This window comes from Salinibacterium sp. dk2585, from assembly GCF_008001035.1.
In the GTDB taxonomy this organism is placed as follows: domain Bacteria; phylum Actinomycetota; class Actinomycetes; order Actinomycetales; family Microbacteriaceae; genus Homoserinimonas.
In genome coordinates this window covers 2,625,071-2,641,211 of record NZ_CP042856.1, presented here as the reverse complement: position 1 = coordinate 2,641,211, position 16,141 = coordinate 2,625,071, and the positions used below count along the sequence as shown (strand labels likewise).

Sequence of the window (16,141 nt, the reverse complement as noted above, 5' to 3'; positions counted from 1 at the left end):
GGGCTTGCGAGGAGGAGCATGAGCGTGCGATTGACGGTGCGGGATCCACAGGCGGCAGAAACGGCCAAGTCGTGGATGCTCAAGGTCGACGATGCGACGACAGTCGTCGAGGTCGCGGAGTCGCTCGGGGTGCACCCCCACGCGATCGCAACGGCGACGGAGGATGCCCGGCTCTCTGACGCGGGCGTGCTCAACGGCGCCATCGTGCCGTCGGCGCCGAGTCGCGAGCCCCTCCCGGGGCAGCCGCGCCTCGAGGTGACGGGCGGCCCCTTCGCGGGCGAGTCCTTCGCCCTGCAGGCAGGCGTGTCGATCGGGATCGGCAGCGCCCCCACGGCCGACCTCAGCATCGCCGACCCCTTCCTCGCCGCCCAGCACGCCGTCTTCGCCTTCGGCGGCGCCGCCGAGCCTGCCGCTGAGGGTCGCCGGGCCCCACTTGTCGCGACGCTTGCCCCCGCCGACTCGTCCACACCCGTCTACGTGAACGGCGAGCGGGTCGAGGAGTCCATCGATGTCGTGCCCGCCGACGTCGTGCAGATCGGCAGCAGCGTCTTCCGACTCGGCATCGCCCCCGCATCCGATGCCGACCTGTCGCGCGATGTGACGGGCACCCGGGGCTTCAACCGGCCCTCGCGCATGCAGCCGACGCAGCGGCAGCCGCAGGTGGCGCTGCCCGGCGACAAGCCTGAGGACCCCGACAAGTCGCCGCTGCCGTGGCTTTCGGCCACGATTCCCGTCATCCTCGGCGTCACGATGGCCGTGCTCTTCGGCCGCGTCGTCATGCTGCTCATGGCGGCGGCCTCGCCCATCATGGTGATCGGTTCGTTCCTCACGAACCGCAAGCTCGCCAAGAAGAAGGGCCAGCGCACCGAGGCCCAGTGGATCCAGGACATCAAGGATGCCTCGGCCCGCATCGCCTCGCTCGCGAGGGAGCAGCGCCTCGACTCCTGGTACCGGCTGCCCGACCCCGTCGTGATCTACGACATCGCCACGAAGCCGCTGTCGCGCCTCTGGGAGCGCCGCGTCGCCGACCGCGATGCACTGCACGTGCGCGTCGGTGTCACCGAGGTGCCGCTCGACGTGCGTTTCGAGGGCGGCTCGCAGAAAGACAAGCACGAGGATCGCAAGGTCGGGGTGGGCCCCGCGCCCATCGCTGCGGACCTCGGTGCGGGCGTCGTGGGCCTCGCCGGTCCGCTCGATGTCGTGCGCAACACGGCCCGCGCCATGCTCTGCCATCTCACCGTGCTGCGCTCGCCGCGGGATGCGCAGGTGCTCGTGCTGTGCGACCACGACAACCAGGCCGACTGGTCGTGGGTGCAGTGGCTGCCGCACGCCCAGGTGGGCGAAGCGGTCGTCGCCGCGATCGGCAACACCGACGACACGCGTCGCGAGCGCCTGCGCGAGGCCAACGCGGTGCTGGAAGCACGGATGCGTGCGACGGGCGGCAAGGGCGGCATCTTCGACGAGCAGCTCATCGTCGTGATCGACGGCGCCCGCCGCTACCGCATGCTGCCGGGCATGGTGAACCTGCTCGACAAGGGGCCGCGGTTCGGCATCCATGTCATCGCGCTCGACACCGACCGTTCCCGCCTCCCCGAGGAGTGCCGCACCGTCATCGCGGTCGATGAGGCCGACCGCTCTGTCGCCCGTTTCGAGACGGACGACGCCTACTACCCGACCGTGCTGCTCGACGGCCTCTCGACCGCGCGCGCGGAGTCGATCGCCCGCAGCCTCTGCTCGATCCAGCACGTCAGCGGGGTCGGCGACGAGGGGATGCTGCCGACGAGCGTGCGCTACACGGAGCTCCTCGGCGTCGACCTCGACGACCCCGACGCGCTCATCTCGCGGTGGAGCACCAACCCGCGCAACAGCTTTGTCGTCGTCGGCGCGAGTGCGGATGGTGAGTTCGCACTCGACATCGCGCAGGACGGCCCGCACGCCCTCGTCGCCGGAACGACGGGCTCGGGCAAGTCGGAGTTCCTGCAGGCGCTCGTCATCTCGCTCGCAATGGCGAACCGGCCGGATGCGCTCAACTTTGTGCTCGTCGACTACAAGGGCGGCTCGGCCTTCGCCGATTGCGAGCGCCTTCCGCACACGGTCGGCATGGTCACGAACCTCGACGCCCGCGAGACGGAGCGCGCCCTCGCCTCCCTCGACGCGGAGCTCAAGCGCCGCGAGCGCGTGCTGCGCGAGTTGGCGGCGAAGGATGTCGACGCGGCCTGGTCCAAGGATGCGGATGCCGCGGCCCGCCACGGCCTCGCCCGCCTCATGATCGTGATCGACGAGTTCGCCGAGCTGAAGACCGAGCTCCCCGACTTCATCAACGGCCTCGTGCGCATCGCCCGCGTTGGCCGCTCGCTCGGCGTCAACCTTGTGCTCGCGACGCAGCGCCCTTCGGGCGTCATCACGCCCGAGATGCAGTCCAACATCAACCTGCGCGTGGCCCTTCGCGTGACCGATCGTGGGGACTCGAACGACGTGCTGGGTTCGGCCGAGGCCGCGCTCATCGGCGCGAACACTCCTGGCCGCGGCTACGTGCGCACGGGGCCCAGCTCGGCACCTGTCGCATTCCAGACGGCCCGCGTTGCCGGCGTGCGCCTGGGCGTGCAGCGCACGGCATCCGTGCTCCCGCCAAAGGCTCCCATCGACTGGACGACCCTTGGCATGCCGCCCAAGTTCCCGAGCAACTCGGCGGGCCAGAGCGTGCGTGCCGACCAGGACGACACCGACCTGCGCGCCCTCGTCAACCTGGTCAGCGCCGCGACGCAGAAGATGGGCATCCCGCGCAACCCTTCGCCGTGGCTGCTCCCGTTGCCCTCGCTCCTCACGCTCGACCGCTTCACGCAGGCTGAGATTCCCGACAACACCCTCGTGCTGGGCCTTGAAGACGTGCCGGGCGAGCAGAAGCAGCGGATGCTCGGCTGGAACCTCGTCGAAGACTCCCACCTCCTCTTCCTTGGCGGTGCCCTCTCGGGTCGCACGACGGCGCTCCGCACCCTCCTGGCGCAGGCCGTGCAGCGCTTCACTCCTGCCGAGCTGCACCTCTACGCGGCCGACTACGGCAACGGCGCGCTCCTGCCGCTCGCCGACGCCCCGCACTGCGGTGCCGTCGTGACGCCGCTCGACGGGGAGCGCCTGCCCCGCCTCATGCAGCGGATGCTCGACGAGCTCGCACGCAGGCAGGGTCTCCTCTCCCGCGCGGGCGTTGCGAACATCACGGAGCAGCGGCGGGTCGCCGATCCGGCGGATGCCCTGCCCTACGCGATCCTTGCGGTCGACGGGTGGGAGCGGCTCGCCTCGACGCTGGATGCAGACCAGCTCGTCGCGTTTCGTGACCAGATGATGCGGGTGTTGCGCGAGGGCCCGGCCGTGGGCATCCGTGTGCTCATCACGGCCGACCGCAGCGTCACGGGCGACAAGATTGCGAGCTTTATCGATACCCGCTACATCACGCCCATGCGCGACTTCAATGACTACCGCGCGGCGGGCGTCATGATCCGCGACGTACCCGCCGACCTGCCGCCCGGCCGCGTCATGTTCGGCGCGACGGGCACCGAGGCGCAGCTCGCCGTCATCAGCCGCGACACGAGCGGTGAGGCACAGACGGCGGCGTTCCGTTCGATCGTCGAGCACGTGCGCGACCACTTCGACGCCTTCCCGCAGCTCGCGGACCTGCCGCGGCCGTTCCGGGTCGACCCGCTGCCGACCTACATCGCGCTCTCGGCGTCATACGCGCTGCCGCTGGCATCCGGATGCTCGCAGCCGACGCCCGTCGTCGCGGTGGGTGGTGACGAGCTCTCGCGCATCACGCTCGACTGGCCAGATGTCGGCGGCTTCATCGTCGCTGGCGGTCGTGGCTCCGGTCGCTCGCGCGCCCTCGCCGCGATCGCGCACCAGCTTGCGTGGTCGAAGCGGCCGGTCGTCGTGGTCGCGCCGCGCGACTCCGTGCTGACGGAGGTCGCGACGGGTCACTCGCTCGAGATCGTGCGGGCGCCCGACACGGATGCGCAGCAGTTGATGGACCTCGTCTCCTCGGTCGCGCAGGCGGCCGGCGGCGGCACGGTGAGCGTGCTCGTCGACGATGCCGAAATGCTCAAGCAGTCGCCGCTCGAGCAGGCGATCACGGGCGTCGCGTCGCTCTCGACCTTCTGCGTCGGTGTCGACGCGGATGCCGCCTCGACGCTCTTCGGGGGCGCGATCGTCGCGGCCAAGAAGGCGCGACACGGCATCGTGCTCTCGCCCACCAACGCCATGGTGGGGGCTCAGCTCTTCGGCACGCAGATCCCGCGCTACATGCTCGGCTCGCAGACGCCAGGTGGCGGCGTGCTGCTGCGAGACGGCGGCTGGATGCCCGTGCAGGTTCCCGATGTGCGACAGTAGAGGCTCGGTCGCCCCGAGTGTCGTCTGGGCCGACGGTAACTAGACTTTGCTTGTTCCACGCGCACCACGGCCCCGCGCCGGGCACGCGCGAAATCGATCGAGGGGTTTCTGCTGATGTCGGCTCGCTGCGCTTACTGTGACAGCGAACTGCGCCCGAACAGCATGTTCTGCCTGTCGTGCGGGCAGCTCGTCGCGGGCGCATACCCGCCCGTGCCCTCCGGCATCCAGCAGCCGACTGCGACGGGTGCCCCGACGCCCGCAGCCCCGAGCCGTCCCGCTGCGCCGAACACGCCCGTGACGCTGCCTCCGCCCATCGGTGGTGCCCCCGAGCCGGTGGCACCAACCCCGGCCGCCCCAGCGGAGTCCGCGCCCGTGGCCGCGCCAGCGACATCCGCCCCGCAGCCGCTGACGGCCGTGAAGCTGCACTTCAGCACGGGCGACCACGCCGTTGTGTCGGGCACGGCCGTCATCGGGCGCGTGCCGCAGTCGGCGGCACAGAACTCGGGCGCCCAGGCGGTCGAGGTCAAGGACACGACCCGTTCGGTCTCGCGGGTGCACCTCACCCTCGCGGTGCGCGACGGCGCCGCGACCGTGACCGACATGGGTTCGGCCAACGGGAGCGCGGTCGAGCGCGCGGGCGCCCGCACCCCGCTCGTTGAGGGACGCGCCGTCGCCGTCGCCGCGGGCGATCGCATCTGGCTGGGGGATGTCTCGGCCGAAATCTCCGCCGGCTGAACCCCCGTCCAACAGGCATGGGGAGTACTCCCCATGGCCCCCGGGTACGGCACAAGGTATTCTCACAAACACGGCGGCGATTCCGCCCGCTTTTCTCTCGCTAACTGGAGGTACCCGTGGCCGAAATCCGTGTGACATCCGAATCGCTTGCCGGCGTCGCCAGCCAGCTCTCGTCGGGCTCGCAGTCGATCGAGTCCCAGCTGCAGAACCTGAAGGCCCTCGTCGACGGACTCGTCGGCGGCGACTGGTCCGGGTCGGCGTCGCAGAGCTTCAACGAGCTCTACGGCCAGTGGGACCAGGCCGCCCTGCAGCTCAAGGAGAGCCTCGCCGGCATTAGCGACCTGCTCAACCAGGCTTCACTCTCCTACGAGGAGTCGGAGAACTCGATCGCGGGCACCTTCCGCGGCTGATTCTCCCGGCGCAGCCCCGCTGAGGGGCTGCGCACCGTCCTGCCCAGTTTCATCCATCGGCCCCAGGGGATTCCATGGTTCAGTTCCGCGTTCGCGCGCAATCGCTCGGTGAGGTTGCGGCCCAGCTGCAGGGCGTCATCGCCGTCTTCGACAGCCACGTCCAGCAGACGGCCAGCGTCGTCTCCGGCGTCGTCGACGCCTCCTGGGTTGGCGAGGACGCCGACAAGTTCGCTGAGCAGTGGGAAGTGTGGAACGCATCCGCGCTCACGCTTCGGGCATCCCTGACAACACTGGCCGTGCAACTGGGCACGGCAGAGGCCAGCTACACCTCCAACGAGTCGGGCCTGCAGTCTGGCTTCACGGGGCGCCGCCAGGTCAACCAGGGCATCGTGGGCGGCGCGGCGAGCGTCTCGACGAACGTTGCGGGGGGCCGGCGCTACGCCGCCGAGGTCAAGGAAGCGCGCGGCGAGGCACAACTCGCCTCGAGCGGCAGCGGCGGCTCCTTTATCGCTGGCGGCAGCATCGCGGCCCGCGCGGCGCAGTCGCAGGGCGACAACAAGAGCAACAACACGGCCTCGGCCGCGTCGCAGAAGGCGGAGGGCGAGACGGATGGCTGAGCAGAAGGTTGACATCGAGGCGCTGCGGTCGCTCAACGAGACCCTCACCTCGCTCATCACCTACACGGGGGCACTGCGTGAGGGGGCCGGCGGTTTCGCCTACATGCTCCCCGCCGAATGGCAGGGGCCGGCGATGACCCAGTTCCTCTCGACCTTCGAGATGTGGGCGGTCAACGCCGAGACCCTTCGCCTGCAGACCGAGCAGCTGCAGAAGCTCGCCCAGGCGGCGCTGACGGCGTATGAGAGCACGATCGACGACGTCGACGAGAGCTGGTCCAAGATCCGTTCCGGACTCGGGGCCTAGGAGACCAAATGACACACGTGAGGGTCAGTCCCACTGTTCTCGCCGGCGACGGCGATGACCTGCACTCCATCGCATCCGACCTGCGTTCCTACATCACCTCGGTGACTTCGTCGCTCGCGGGCTCGTCCGGCATGGCCGGCGATGACAACGCTGCGGAGGACTTTGCTGAGTTCTACGACACCGAGGCTCCCAAGGTGATCGAGGGTGCGGCCAGCATGGTCACCGTCCTTCGCGCGCTCGACGCCGCCATCACCGGCACGGCCCGCGCCTACAAGCAGGCCGAGATGGTCGGCGCCCTCAAGGACCCCTCGTCGTGCAGCATCACGGTGACCGCACCGGGCGAGTACTCGGCGCGGTCGATCCCTAACTGCCTCGGCGGCGACTTCCTGCCCGGCCCATTCGGTGGCGAGTTCCAGGAACTCATCGAAGACGCACTCGCCGCTGCTGGCGTCGTCATCCCCACGGGAAACGTGGGCAAGCTGCGCAGCGCGGCCACGGCATGGGACACCTTCAGCTCCGACCTCAACAAGGTGAAGAGCTCAGTCTCCTCTTCCTTCACCGCGGTCCAGTCGATGGACATCCCACAGAAGGCGGCCATCCTGGCCTGCCGCACTCGCGTGGTCACCCTCCTCGGCGACATCTCCGGCAATGCCGATGCGATGCACCAGGGGCTCGACTCCTTCGCTGAGAACGTCGAGAAGACGCGCGAAGAGCTCATGTGGATGGTCGGCCAGATGGTGGCCGAGATCATGCTCGATATCGGCATCGGGCTCGTGCTCGGCCCCCTCACGGCCGGCCTCGGCACGGCTGCGATGATGGCGAAGGCGGGCACCACGATCGCTCGCTGGGTCGTCAAGATCGCGATGCTGATCAACAAACTGAAGACCTGGGTCGCCGCGCAGAAGTTGTTCCTCCGTGGACTGCTCCGCGCTGTCGCCGAGGGCGCGCAGAGCGCTGTCGCCACGATCGCCGTGCAGGCGAGCGTCAACTCCGTCCGTGGCGCACTTGACTCCGACTACGAGAGCCAGAGCGTCTGGGTGGCCGGCGCGGCCAGCTTCCTGGGCGGCACTGCCGCCAGCCCTGTCGGCAACGCCGTCGCGGGCAGTTCCAACCGCGTCGGGCGCAACGTGATTGCGGGCACAGCCGAAGGTGCCACGGATGGCCTCGTCTCCTACACGACGGAGTTCGGCCTGACGATGCCGGAGGGCGGCTTCAATCCGCTCTCGGCCATGGTCGGCGGCACCATCCTCGGCGGCGTGATGCGGCCCGCCCTCGGCGGTCGCGGCCGCACTCCGACCAACACCGGCTCGGGCGGAGGAGGCGGCGCCTCCACGGTCACTACGCCCGAGGTCAACGCTCCCACCCCATCTGGAGGCAACGGTGGTGGCTCCTCGAGCCCCAGCTCGCCGTCCCCCGTGAACGTCGACGGCTCCAACGCACCCCAGCCCGGCGGCGGTGGTGGCGGCAGCGCCCCTGCCGGCGGCCCCTCGGTCGACGTGCCGAGTGGCGGCGAAGCCCCCACTCCCGGTGGCGGCGGTGGTGGCGGTAATGGTGGCGGCAACGGCGGAACGCCGGACATGCCGTCCACCCCCGAGGCCCCTTCGACTCCCGAGGCGCCGTCGTCCCCGGAAGCCCCGAACACCCCCGAGGTGCCGTCGACGCCGGAGGCGCCGAGCACGCCGGAAGCACCCTCCACGCCCGAGGTGCCGTCCACTCCGGAGGCGCCGTCGACCCCGAGCACGCCGGAAGCTCCCTCCACGCCGGCGACGCCGGAGGCTCCGTCTACTCCGGCGGCGCCCTCGACGCCCAGCACGCCGGACGCACCTTCTGCGCCGAGCACGCCGGAAGCGCCGTCGACTCCGAGCACCCCCTCCACGCCGGAGGCACCGAGTACGCCGTCGACGCCCGAGGCGCCTTCCGCGCCGGCCTCGCCAGAGGTGCCCTCGACGCCGAGCACGCCGGAGGCTCCGAGCGCTCCCGCCCCGGAGAGCCCGACGGCTCCCGAGGCGCCCGCCGCTCCTGCCGCACCCACCGCATCCGACGCCCCGGCGGGCGCAGTACCGGTTGGTCGCGCCCCCGTGTTCTCGAATGCGACGGGCACGGACGCGCCGGTCGACCTCGACGGCCCAGTGCCGCCAGCGGAGTTTTCGAACGCACCCGAGTCCGACACTCCCGTCGACTCGGACGCCCCGGTGTCCCCGGTCGAGTTCTCGAATCTCCCCGACACAGACGCGCCGCTCGACACTGACGCCCCCGTTCCGCCAGCGGAGTTCTCGAACGCGCCCGAATCGGATGCGCCGGAGTCGCCCGATGGCTTCGACCCGGAGGATGCGGCAGCGATGGCGGCCGGTGCCGCCGGAGCAGCCGGTGTCGCCGCCGTGAGCCCGAAGATCGTGAACTTCACGAACCCGGTCTCGGGCAGCAGCCGCACTCCGACGGTCCCCTCGACGGGCACGCCTGGCACGCCCGAGGCGCCGTCGGCGGGAACTCCGGAGGCTCCGAGCGCCCCCGAGCCGCCGAAGGCCGACCCGGCTGATGCACAGGGCGCAGGCACGCCTGACTCTCCAGATTCGAACAACTTCGCCGCGACCCCCGCGCAGGGCCAGCCATCCTTGGCTGATCGAATCGCGGCGGGCACGGACCCCGTGCACTCCGGTGAACGCAGCGGCCCTGGGTGGGAGCGGGTGGCCGACAACCCGATCACCCCGAAGGACTTGCACTATGGTGAACCGATGAGTTCGTCTGGAACCGCGAACATGCCGGCCAAAAGTGACTGGCATCCTGATACCTCGAAACTCATCTCCGACCCGGGTGCTCCGTGGGGTCGGCACCCAGATGGCACTCCTATGACGAGGGGCGACTACGAGTCACGATACGTCTTCCCCGGCAACAATTGGGACAACTATCCGCCGAATAATGGTGTCGAACGCGGCACCCGCATCAAGTACTCCGACGCGGATGCATTCATCCGCGACTACGGTAGGTCGCTCGACCGCATCGGGGCACCGGACGGCGACTATTTGGGTCTCCAAGTCGACGGCGTGCCGGCGCCGTTCGAACAGCGGGCGCTGCCCGGGAGCTCCCTCGCGAAGCCTTTCCATGAATACTCGTTGACCGGCAAACTCCCTCCGGGGTGGAAGATCGAAATCTCGGAGATTGCCCCTGGTTTCGGCAGGCCGGGCGGCGGCCTTCAGGTGAGAGTCATCGGCCGAAATGGTAAGCCGGTGCCGGTAGAGAGACTCCTTGGAAAGGTGCTCAACTGATGGAAGCAGGGCTACTCGAAGCGGTTTCCGCGAATTTGGGTGAGTGGGCAGCCGAAGCCGGTTACGACATCATCAGTGATTCCGGTGCTGTCGTGATCGCAAACGGCGGCGGAGAGATCCGTTTCTATGTGCGTCGGCGAGACGGCCAGTTCGAAGTGTCTCGCGCGGAGCGGTCCGAAGATGAAGAGCTTCGGATGATCACCCATGATCTCGTTCACGTGGTCAGGTTTCTTACCGTGCGGCTCGCGACGAGCATTCGCTCGTCTCGGGGCTTGGACCTGACTGCAGTGTTCCTGCCGTCGGAAGAGCTTGCCCCCGGAGCGGAACTTCGGTCTGCGCATGACGATCCCCGCGGTCCCATGGAGGGGGTGGTTCTGCACGGAGAAGTTGAAGCGCTCTTTCCTGAGGATCCTGAGCCTTGGGATGCTGTTGAGTTCAGCCACTACGCAGACAAACCGATCGAGCTGATTCGGGCATCATTCCTCGACCCGCACGGTGCGCCGTTGTTCGAGCATCCCGCAGCGAGCGCACCCGAACACAGGCGCTGAGCAGGTCCCGCCAGGCGTGGCGGGACCTGACGGTGCGGGCTCCAGGTGCGCGTGCTCGCACTCTTCCCCGTCTCGCCGACCCCATTCCGGGCGGTCGAGATCTCTAGTTCAGGCACGCGTGACGCACGACCCCGAAGTTGAAGACGCGGCGCGGTGAACAGCAACGTTTTGCGGCGACCCGCCGCAGGGCGGCGGCGACCCGCCGCGGCGGCACGGCAATTGTTTGCCGTTAACCGCAGGCCGAGCCCGTCAGCGGCGACCCCCGCAGCAGAGAAGCGCCCGGGATGCCCCTACCGCAGCTCGGCGGGCCACTTGGGGTCGAGCATCCGCCCGACCCTCTTGGCGTAGTCGATCGTGCCGTTCGCGACATGGAACGGCACCCCCGCAGCGATTGCGCCCCCGCGGGCTGCGGCAACGAAGCGTTCGCGGGCGTCGGGGCTGAGCCGCACGTCGAGGGGCACCGTGAGGTCGCCAGCGCGGGTGCCGTCGGGCGTGGCGTTCCAGAGGCGGATGCGCGCGCCGCTGCGTTCCCGCAGCGCGGCCCCGTCGCGCACACCGATCGTCAGGCCGATCGATCCTTCGCCCGCGCGGAAGGCCAGGCGCGCGCCCCAGCCGGTGATCGGCACGCGGAGTGCAGTGTTCGTGCGAGCCGTGTCGTCAAGATAGACGAGTCCCACGAGCTCGTCCCACGCGATGAGGCCCACCCCGGGGAGCGTGATGCCTTGCGCGGAGACGCTCATCGTGGCATCCGGGTGCTGCAGGTTTCGGCGAAGGCGGAGCATCCGTGGCACGAAGATGAGTCCGAGCAGCAGCAGGAAGATCGCCAGCACGATCGGCAGGCTCACCCGCACGCCCGATGAGGTGAACAACACCACCAGGCCGATGGCGCCACCCAGCAGCAGCGCAGCGCTCACGGCGAGGATGATCGAGTTCCAGCGTCGCGCGCGGGCGATCCCGGCCGTGTCAACCTGCTCCTCCTGCACCCCGCCGCCCTGCAGGTAGGCGGCCCACTTCTGCAACTTGGTGTCGGATGCCTCGGCCGCGAGCACGGCCTCCTGCGAGGTCGCTTCGACCGCCGAGGTGACCACCGGCGCAGCGTCGGTGACGCCGCGCATGGGGTTCTGGTCCTCGGGCAGGGGACGGTGCAGCTGGTTCTTGAGCGCCGCCCGGAGCGCCTCGTATGGCCGGCCGGTGAAGACGATCAGTTCAGAGGGAACGACGCTCTTGCGTGAGCGGCCGACCGACATGCCGACGTAGGCGATCGAGTCCTCGGGCACGTCCCACACCTCGACGATGCCGTCCGCTCGGGTCTCGGGAACCGGCGTGTACACACCCGGGTCTCCCGTCGCGAAGCGGGCGTGCAGCGACTTCATGGTTGGCACCCCACCAGCGAAGCCCACGCCGGCGCGACGACGCAGCCGCGCTCCGGTCTCCCGTCGCACCCACACGTGGCATCCGGTCGCGGCCCACCACAACAGCCACGGTGTCGCGACGGCGGCGATGACGATGCCCCCCACGGGCGCGATGCGGGTGAAGACCTCGTTGCGCAGCACGACCGAGCGCTCGGCCTGTTCGGTGGCACCGCGCTGGACGTCGGCGAAGTTCAGGAGGAGCCACACGAGCGCGCCCGCGGCGATGGCAGCGAGCGCGAGTGCGAGTACCGTGCGGGGCCAGGAGCGCCGCCGCTCGAAGTCGGGGTTCGCAGCGAACACGCTCTCGTACAGGCTCACGGGCACCCTTCCGCTAGAAACGACCGACGGATGCCCGTGGTCGTCTGGATTCTACTGGCCCTGTGGCCCCAAGACTGGGGCCGCTCGATAGACTCGCGACGCACGCGACGAAAGGACCCCATGAACGACGTACTCGCCGAACGCTGTGACCGGCTCCGCGACATCATCCTCGAGCTGACGCCGCTCATGATCGAGGTGCAGGGCAATGCGAGCAGGCTCAACGCCGTGCTCCCCGTCGTGCAGCGCCTCCGTGCCGTTGCCAACGACGGCGCAGACGGGATCGACAACCCGAGCTACCGCCAGTGGGCCGGGGGAGCGCCTTCGAACATCGACGCGCTAGAGGACGCGGCCAGGGCGGGCGACGCCGAGGCCGCGTGGAGGGCGTTCGCCGACCAGGAGTCGGGCGTCAACCTGCTCTCGACTGCCTGCGCAGGCTACCCCGGCTGGTAGTTCCGGGCCGCGTGACAGGGGCTCGCGCTAGGCTGGGCCGGTGCAGGAGATAGAGATCGGCCGCGCAAAGCGGTCACGCCGGGTGTACGCGTTCGATGACATCGCGATCGTGCCGAACCGGCGCACCCGCGACCCCAAGGATGTCTCGGTCAACTGGACCATCGACGCCTTCACCTTCGACGTGCCCATCCTCGCCGCCCCCATGGACTCGGTCGTCTCGCCCGAGACCGCCATCCGCATCGGCCAGCTCGGCGGACTCGGCGTACTCGACCTCGAGGGTGTCTGGACGCGCTACGAGAACCCCGAGCCGCTGCTCGAGGAGATCCGCACGCTTCCGGAGGCCGAGGCGACGCGCCGCATGCAGCAGATTTATGCTGAGCCCATCAAGCCCGAGCTCGTCACGGCGCGCATCGCCGAGATCCGGGCATCCGGTGTCACGGTCGCCGGCTCGCTCTCCCCCCAGCGCACGCAGCAGCTCTACAAGACCGTCGTCGAGGCGGGAGTCGACCTGTTCGTCATCCGCGGCACGACCGTGAGTGCCGAGCACGTCTCCCAGAACCAGGAGCCGCTCAACCTCAAGAAGTTCATCTACGAGCTCGACGTGCCCGTCATCGTCGGCGGCGCGGCCGGCTACACGCCCGCGCTGCACCTCATGCGCACGGGCGCGGCCGGCGTGCTCGTCGGCTTCGGCGGCGGCGCAGCCTCGACCACGCGCGCCAGCCTCGGCATCCACGCCCCCATGGCGACCGCCGTGGCGGATGTCGCGGGCGCCCGTCGCGACTACATGGACGAGTCCGGCGGCCGCTACGTGCACGTCATCGCCGACGGCGGGCTCGGCACGAGCGGCGACATCGCCAAGGCGATCGCGATGGGCGCCGACGCCGTCATGCTTGGCACGACGCTGGCCCGGGCGACGGATGTCCCGGGTGGCGGGTACCACTGGGGTGCTGAGTCCCACCACCCCGAGCTGCCGCGCGGCCACCGCGTCGAGGTTGGCCAGGTCGGCCCCCTGGAGCAGGTGCTCTTCGGCCCGTCCGACACCGCGGACGGCAAGTCGAACCTCGTCGGTGCCCTCAAGCGGTCGATGGCGACGACGGGCTACTCCGACTTGAAGGAGTTCCAGCGCGTCGACGTGGTCGTCGCGCCCTACGTTCCCCACTAAGCCACCCAGCCGCCGTCGACCCTCCCGGACTAGCATCGGCCACGGAGAGAGGGGAGCCCCATGACGGTCAGTCACTCGTCCAGGCTGGGACCCGAGGAGCGCGAGGCAGCGATCGAGGGCCTTCGCACCCGGGAACTCGACGTGCTCGTCATCGGGGGAGGAATCGTCGGCACGGGCTGTGCGCTCGATGCCGTGACCCGCGGCCTGAGCGTCGGCATGGTCGAGGCGCGCGACTGGGGTTCAGGCACGTCGAGCCGGTCGTCGAAGCTCGTGCACGGTGGCATCCGCTACTTGGAGCAGCTGGACTTCAGGCTGGTCAGGGAGGCGCTCATCGAGCGCGGCCTGCTGTTGCAGCGCATCGCCCCGCACCTGGTCAAGCCCGTGCGCTTCCTCTATCCCGTGCGCAACATCGTCGAGCGTGTCTACATCGGCGCCGGCATGGTGCTCTACGACCTCTTCGCCCGCACGGGCAACCGACCTCCCGGTGTGCCCCACCACCGGCACCACACGAGGCGTCAGATCCAGCGCGGCATCCCGAGCCTCAAAAAGGATGCCTTCGCTGGCGGCATCACCTACTACGACGCCCAGGTCGACGACGCCCGCTATGTGTCGAGCCTCGCCCGCACGGCCTCGTCCTACGGGGCGAAAGTCGCGAGTCGGGTGCGGGTCGAGGGATTCCTCAAGGTGGGCCAGCGCGTCGTCGGCGTCACGGCCCGAGACCTCCTGACCGACGAGGTGTTCGAGATCAAGGCGCGACAGGTCATTAACGCGACTGGCGTGTGGACGGATGACACGCAGCGCATGGTCGGCGAGCGTGGCACGTTCAAGGTCCGGGCGTCGAAGGGCATCCACCTCGTCGTGCCGCGCGACCGCTTCCAGTCGAAGGTCGGCCTGCTGCTGCGCACGGAGAAGAGCGTACTTTTCGTCATCCCGTGGGGACGGCACTGGCTGATCGGCACGACCGACACCAAGTGGGACCTCGACAAGGCACACCCCGCTGCGACGGCGGCAGACATCGATTACCTGCTCGAGCACGTCAACAGGGTGCTCGCGGTGCCGCTCACCCGCGACGACGTCGAGGGTGTCTTCGCGGGGCTCCGGCCGCTCCTCGCGGGGGAGTCTGACGAGACCTCCAAGCTCTCGCGCGAACACATCGTGACCCACACCGTCCCCGGCCTCGTGGTTGTCGCGGGCGGTAAGTGGACCACCTACCGGGTCATGGCGAAGGACGCGGTGGATGCCGCATCCGCAGCCCTCGACGGACGCGTGCCGCGTAGCTCGACGGAAGACATCGCCCTGCTCGGTGCCGAGGGCTACCAGGCGGCATGGAACAAGCGCGCCAAGATCGCGCGCGCATTCGGCGTGCACAAGGTGCGCATCGAGCACCTGCTTAACCGATACGGGACGCTGACGGATGAGCTACTCGACCTCATGCGCGAAGATCCGTCGCTCAACACCCCGCTGCCCGGTGCCGACGACTACCTCGAGGCGGAGGTCGTCTATGCGGCCTCGCACGAGGGTGCCCTCCACTTGGATGACGTGCTCGCCCGCCGCACCCGCATCTCGATCGAGGCGTGGGACCGCGGCGTCTCGGCCGCCCCCGTCGCCGCGCGGCTCATGGCCCGCGTGCACGGCTGGAGCGAGGAACGCGTCGAGCGCGAGGTGCAGCACTACCTGCGCCGGGTCGAGGCGGAACGCGCCAGCCAGCAGCAACCGGATGACGCATCCGCTGACCGCGTGCGGCTGGAGGCCCCCGACATCTCGCTGTGACCTGCGGGCGGAGCACGTCGGCCGCCCTCGCAGCGCCGCGCTCACTTTTCGGTGCCGCGCTCATGCACGGTCTCGCGCATCCCGCCGAAAAGTGAGCGCGGCGGCAGCGGCGGCCTACGCGCGGCGCATCACCCCGAGTCGGTGCAGCCTCCCCGCGAGACGGCGGCGGTCCAGGATGTCCTCCCTCGTGAGGCGATCAAAGCGACGCACCACCCTGCTGAGTCGGTCTCCTCGCAGCTTCTCGCGCCAGAGGATCTCCTCCGGTGCAAGGTCTTGCTGAAACTGGCGGTCCGCACCGTACTTGGCTCGCCCATCGATCTCGACGGCCGCATCGTGCTCGCGCCAGTACGCGTCGGCGAACCCGATAAAGCCGTCTTCGTCGCGGAAGGCAACCTGCAGCTCAGGAATAGGTGCACCCAGCGCGAGGCACTGCACGCGAAACTGCGACTCCAGCGGCGACCCGGCACATCCGTTGCTGAACTCCAGCACTCTGCCAGCGCGCGCCGAGCCCGGGAAGGGCAGCAGCGATTCGAGTACGGCGCGCACGGCGGGAAGCTGCAGTCCGTCGGGATAGTGCTTGCGCCGCAGCGGGTGGCGGACGGGCGTCTGGAATGCGGCATCCGCCATCACTACGGCGCGGGCGAAGTGTGGTGCCGATGCCACATCAACGACGGTGCGCTCGAGCGATGTCACGCGCACACCATCGACCTCGACGGCGTGCGGGTCGAAGGGCGCGGCGTGCCGCTGCGCCCCACACGGGGACGCCCGCCGCTCG

At 69.5% G+C, this 16,141-nt stretch carries 12 protein-coding genes; 10 read left to right on the top strand and 2 right to left on the bottom strand.

Annotated elements, in window-relative coordinates; all coding sequences use genetic code 11:
• The first annotated feature begins 18 nt into the window (after window positions 1-18).
• The 7 genes from FVA74_RS12450 (at window position 19) to FVA74_RS12420 (ending at window position 10,254) form a co-directional block, all read left to right on the top strand.
• Window positions 19-4,377: an FtsK/SpoIIIE domain-containing protein gene (locus FVA74_RS12450; RefSeq protein ID WP_147722806.1), complete on the top strand. Its 4,359-nt coding sequence runs from the start codon at window positions 19-21 to the stop codon at window positions 4,375-4,377.
• 114 nt (window positions 4,378-4,491) lie between these two features.
• Window positions 4,492-5,112, top strand: a complete 621-nt coding sequence (locus tag FVA74_RS12445; protein ID WP_147722805.1) for an FHA domain-containing protein — start codon at window positions 4,492-4,494, stop codon at window positions 5,110-5,112.
• A gap of 116 nt (window positions 5,113-5,228) precedes the next feature.
• The gene (locus tag FVA74_RS12440; RefSeq protein ID WP_168220134.1) at window positions 5,229-5,522 is read left to right on the top strand and encodes a WXG100 family type VII secretion target; all 294 of its coding nucleotides are present in this window, start codon (window positions 5,229-5,231) and stop codon (window positions 5,520-5,522) included.
• 74 nt (window positions 5,523-5,596) lie between these two features.
• The gene (locus FVA74_RS12435) at window positions 5,597-6,139 is read left to right on the top strand and encodes a WXG100 family type VII secretion target (RefSeq protein ID WP_147722803.1); all 543 of its coding nucleotides are present in this window, start codon (window positions 5,597-5,599) and stop codon (window positions 6,137-6,139) included.
• Window positions 6,132-6,443, top strand: a complete 312-nt coding sequence (locus FVA74_RS12430) for a hypothetical protein (RefSeq protein WP_147722802.1) — start codon at window positions 6,132-6,134, stop codon at window positions 6,441-6,443. The genes FVA74_RS12435 and FVA74_RS12430 overlap by 8 nt, the downstream gene beginning before the upstream one ends.
• Before the next feature lie 8 nt (window positions 6,444-6,451).
• A complete protein-coding gene (locus FVA74_RS13845) occupies window positions 6,452-9,706 on the top strand; it encodes a glycohydrolase toxin TNT-related protein (protein ID WP_147722801.1) in 3,255 nt (1,084 codons plus the stop codon).
• Entirely contained in the window at window positions 9,706-10,254 is a 549-nt protein-coding gene (locus FVA74_RS12420; protein ID WP_147722800.1) for an Imm61 family immunity protein, read from the top strand. The genes FVA74_RS13845 and FVA74_RS12420 overlap by 1 nt, the downstream gene beginning before the upstream one ends.
• Before the next feature lie 290 nt (window positions 10,255-10,544).
• On the opposite strand, the gene FVA74_RS12415 is transcribed toward FVA74_RS12420, so the two are convergent.
• Window positions 10,545-11,984, bottom strand: a complete 1,440-nt coding sequence (locus FVA74_RS12415; protein WP_147722799.1) for a hypothetical protein — start codon at window positions 11,982-11,984, stop codon at window positions 10,545-10,547.
• A 120-nt stretch (window positions 11,985-12,104) separates the two neighbouring features.
• On the opposite strand from FVA74_RS12415, the gene FVA74_RS12410 reads away from it, so the two are divergent.
• Genes FVA74_RS12410 through FVA74_RS12400 form a run of 3 tightly spaced genes read left to right on the top strand, consistent with a single transcriptional unit; the run spans window position 12,105 to window position 15,366 of the window.
• Complete coding sequence (locus tag FVA74_RS12410) at window positions 12,105-12,434, top strand: hypothetical protein (RefSeq protein WP_147722798.1); 330 nt, start codon at window positions 12,105-12,107, stop codon at window positions 12,432-12,434.
• Between the two features lie 40 nt (window positions 12,435-12,474).
• A complete protein-coding gene (locus FVA74_RS12405; RefSeq protein ID WP_147722797.1) occupies window positions 12,475-13,596 on the top strand; it encodes a GuaB3 family IMP dehydrogenase-related protein in 1,122 nt (373 codons plus the stop codon).
• Window positions 13,597-13,656: 60 nt separating this feature from the next.
• Entirely contained in the window at window positions 13,657-15,366 is a 1,710-nt protein-coding gene (locus FVA74_RS12400) for a glycerol-3-phosphate dehydrogenase/oxidase (RefSeq protein ID WP_147722796.1), read from the top strand.
• A gap of 114 nt (window positions 15,367-15,480) precedes the next feature.
• Here FVA74_RS12400 and FVA74_RS12395 read toward each other — a convergent pair whose 3' ends face one another.
• Window positions 15,481-16,059: a hypothetical protein gene (locus tag FVA74_RS12395; protein ID WP_147722795.1), complete on the bottom strand. Its 579-nt coding sequence runs from the start codon at window positions 16,057-16,059 to the stop codon at window positions 15,481-15,483.
• Window positions 16,060-16,141 lie beyond the last annotated feature (82 nt).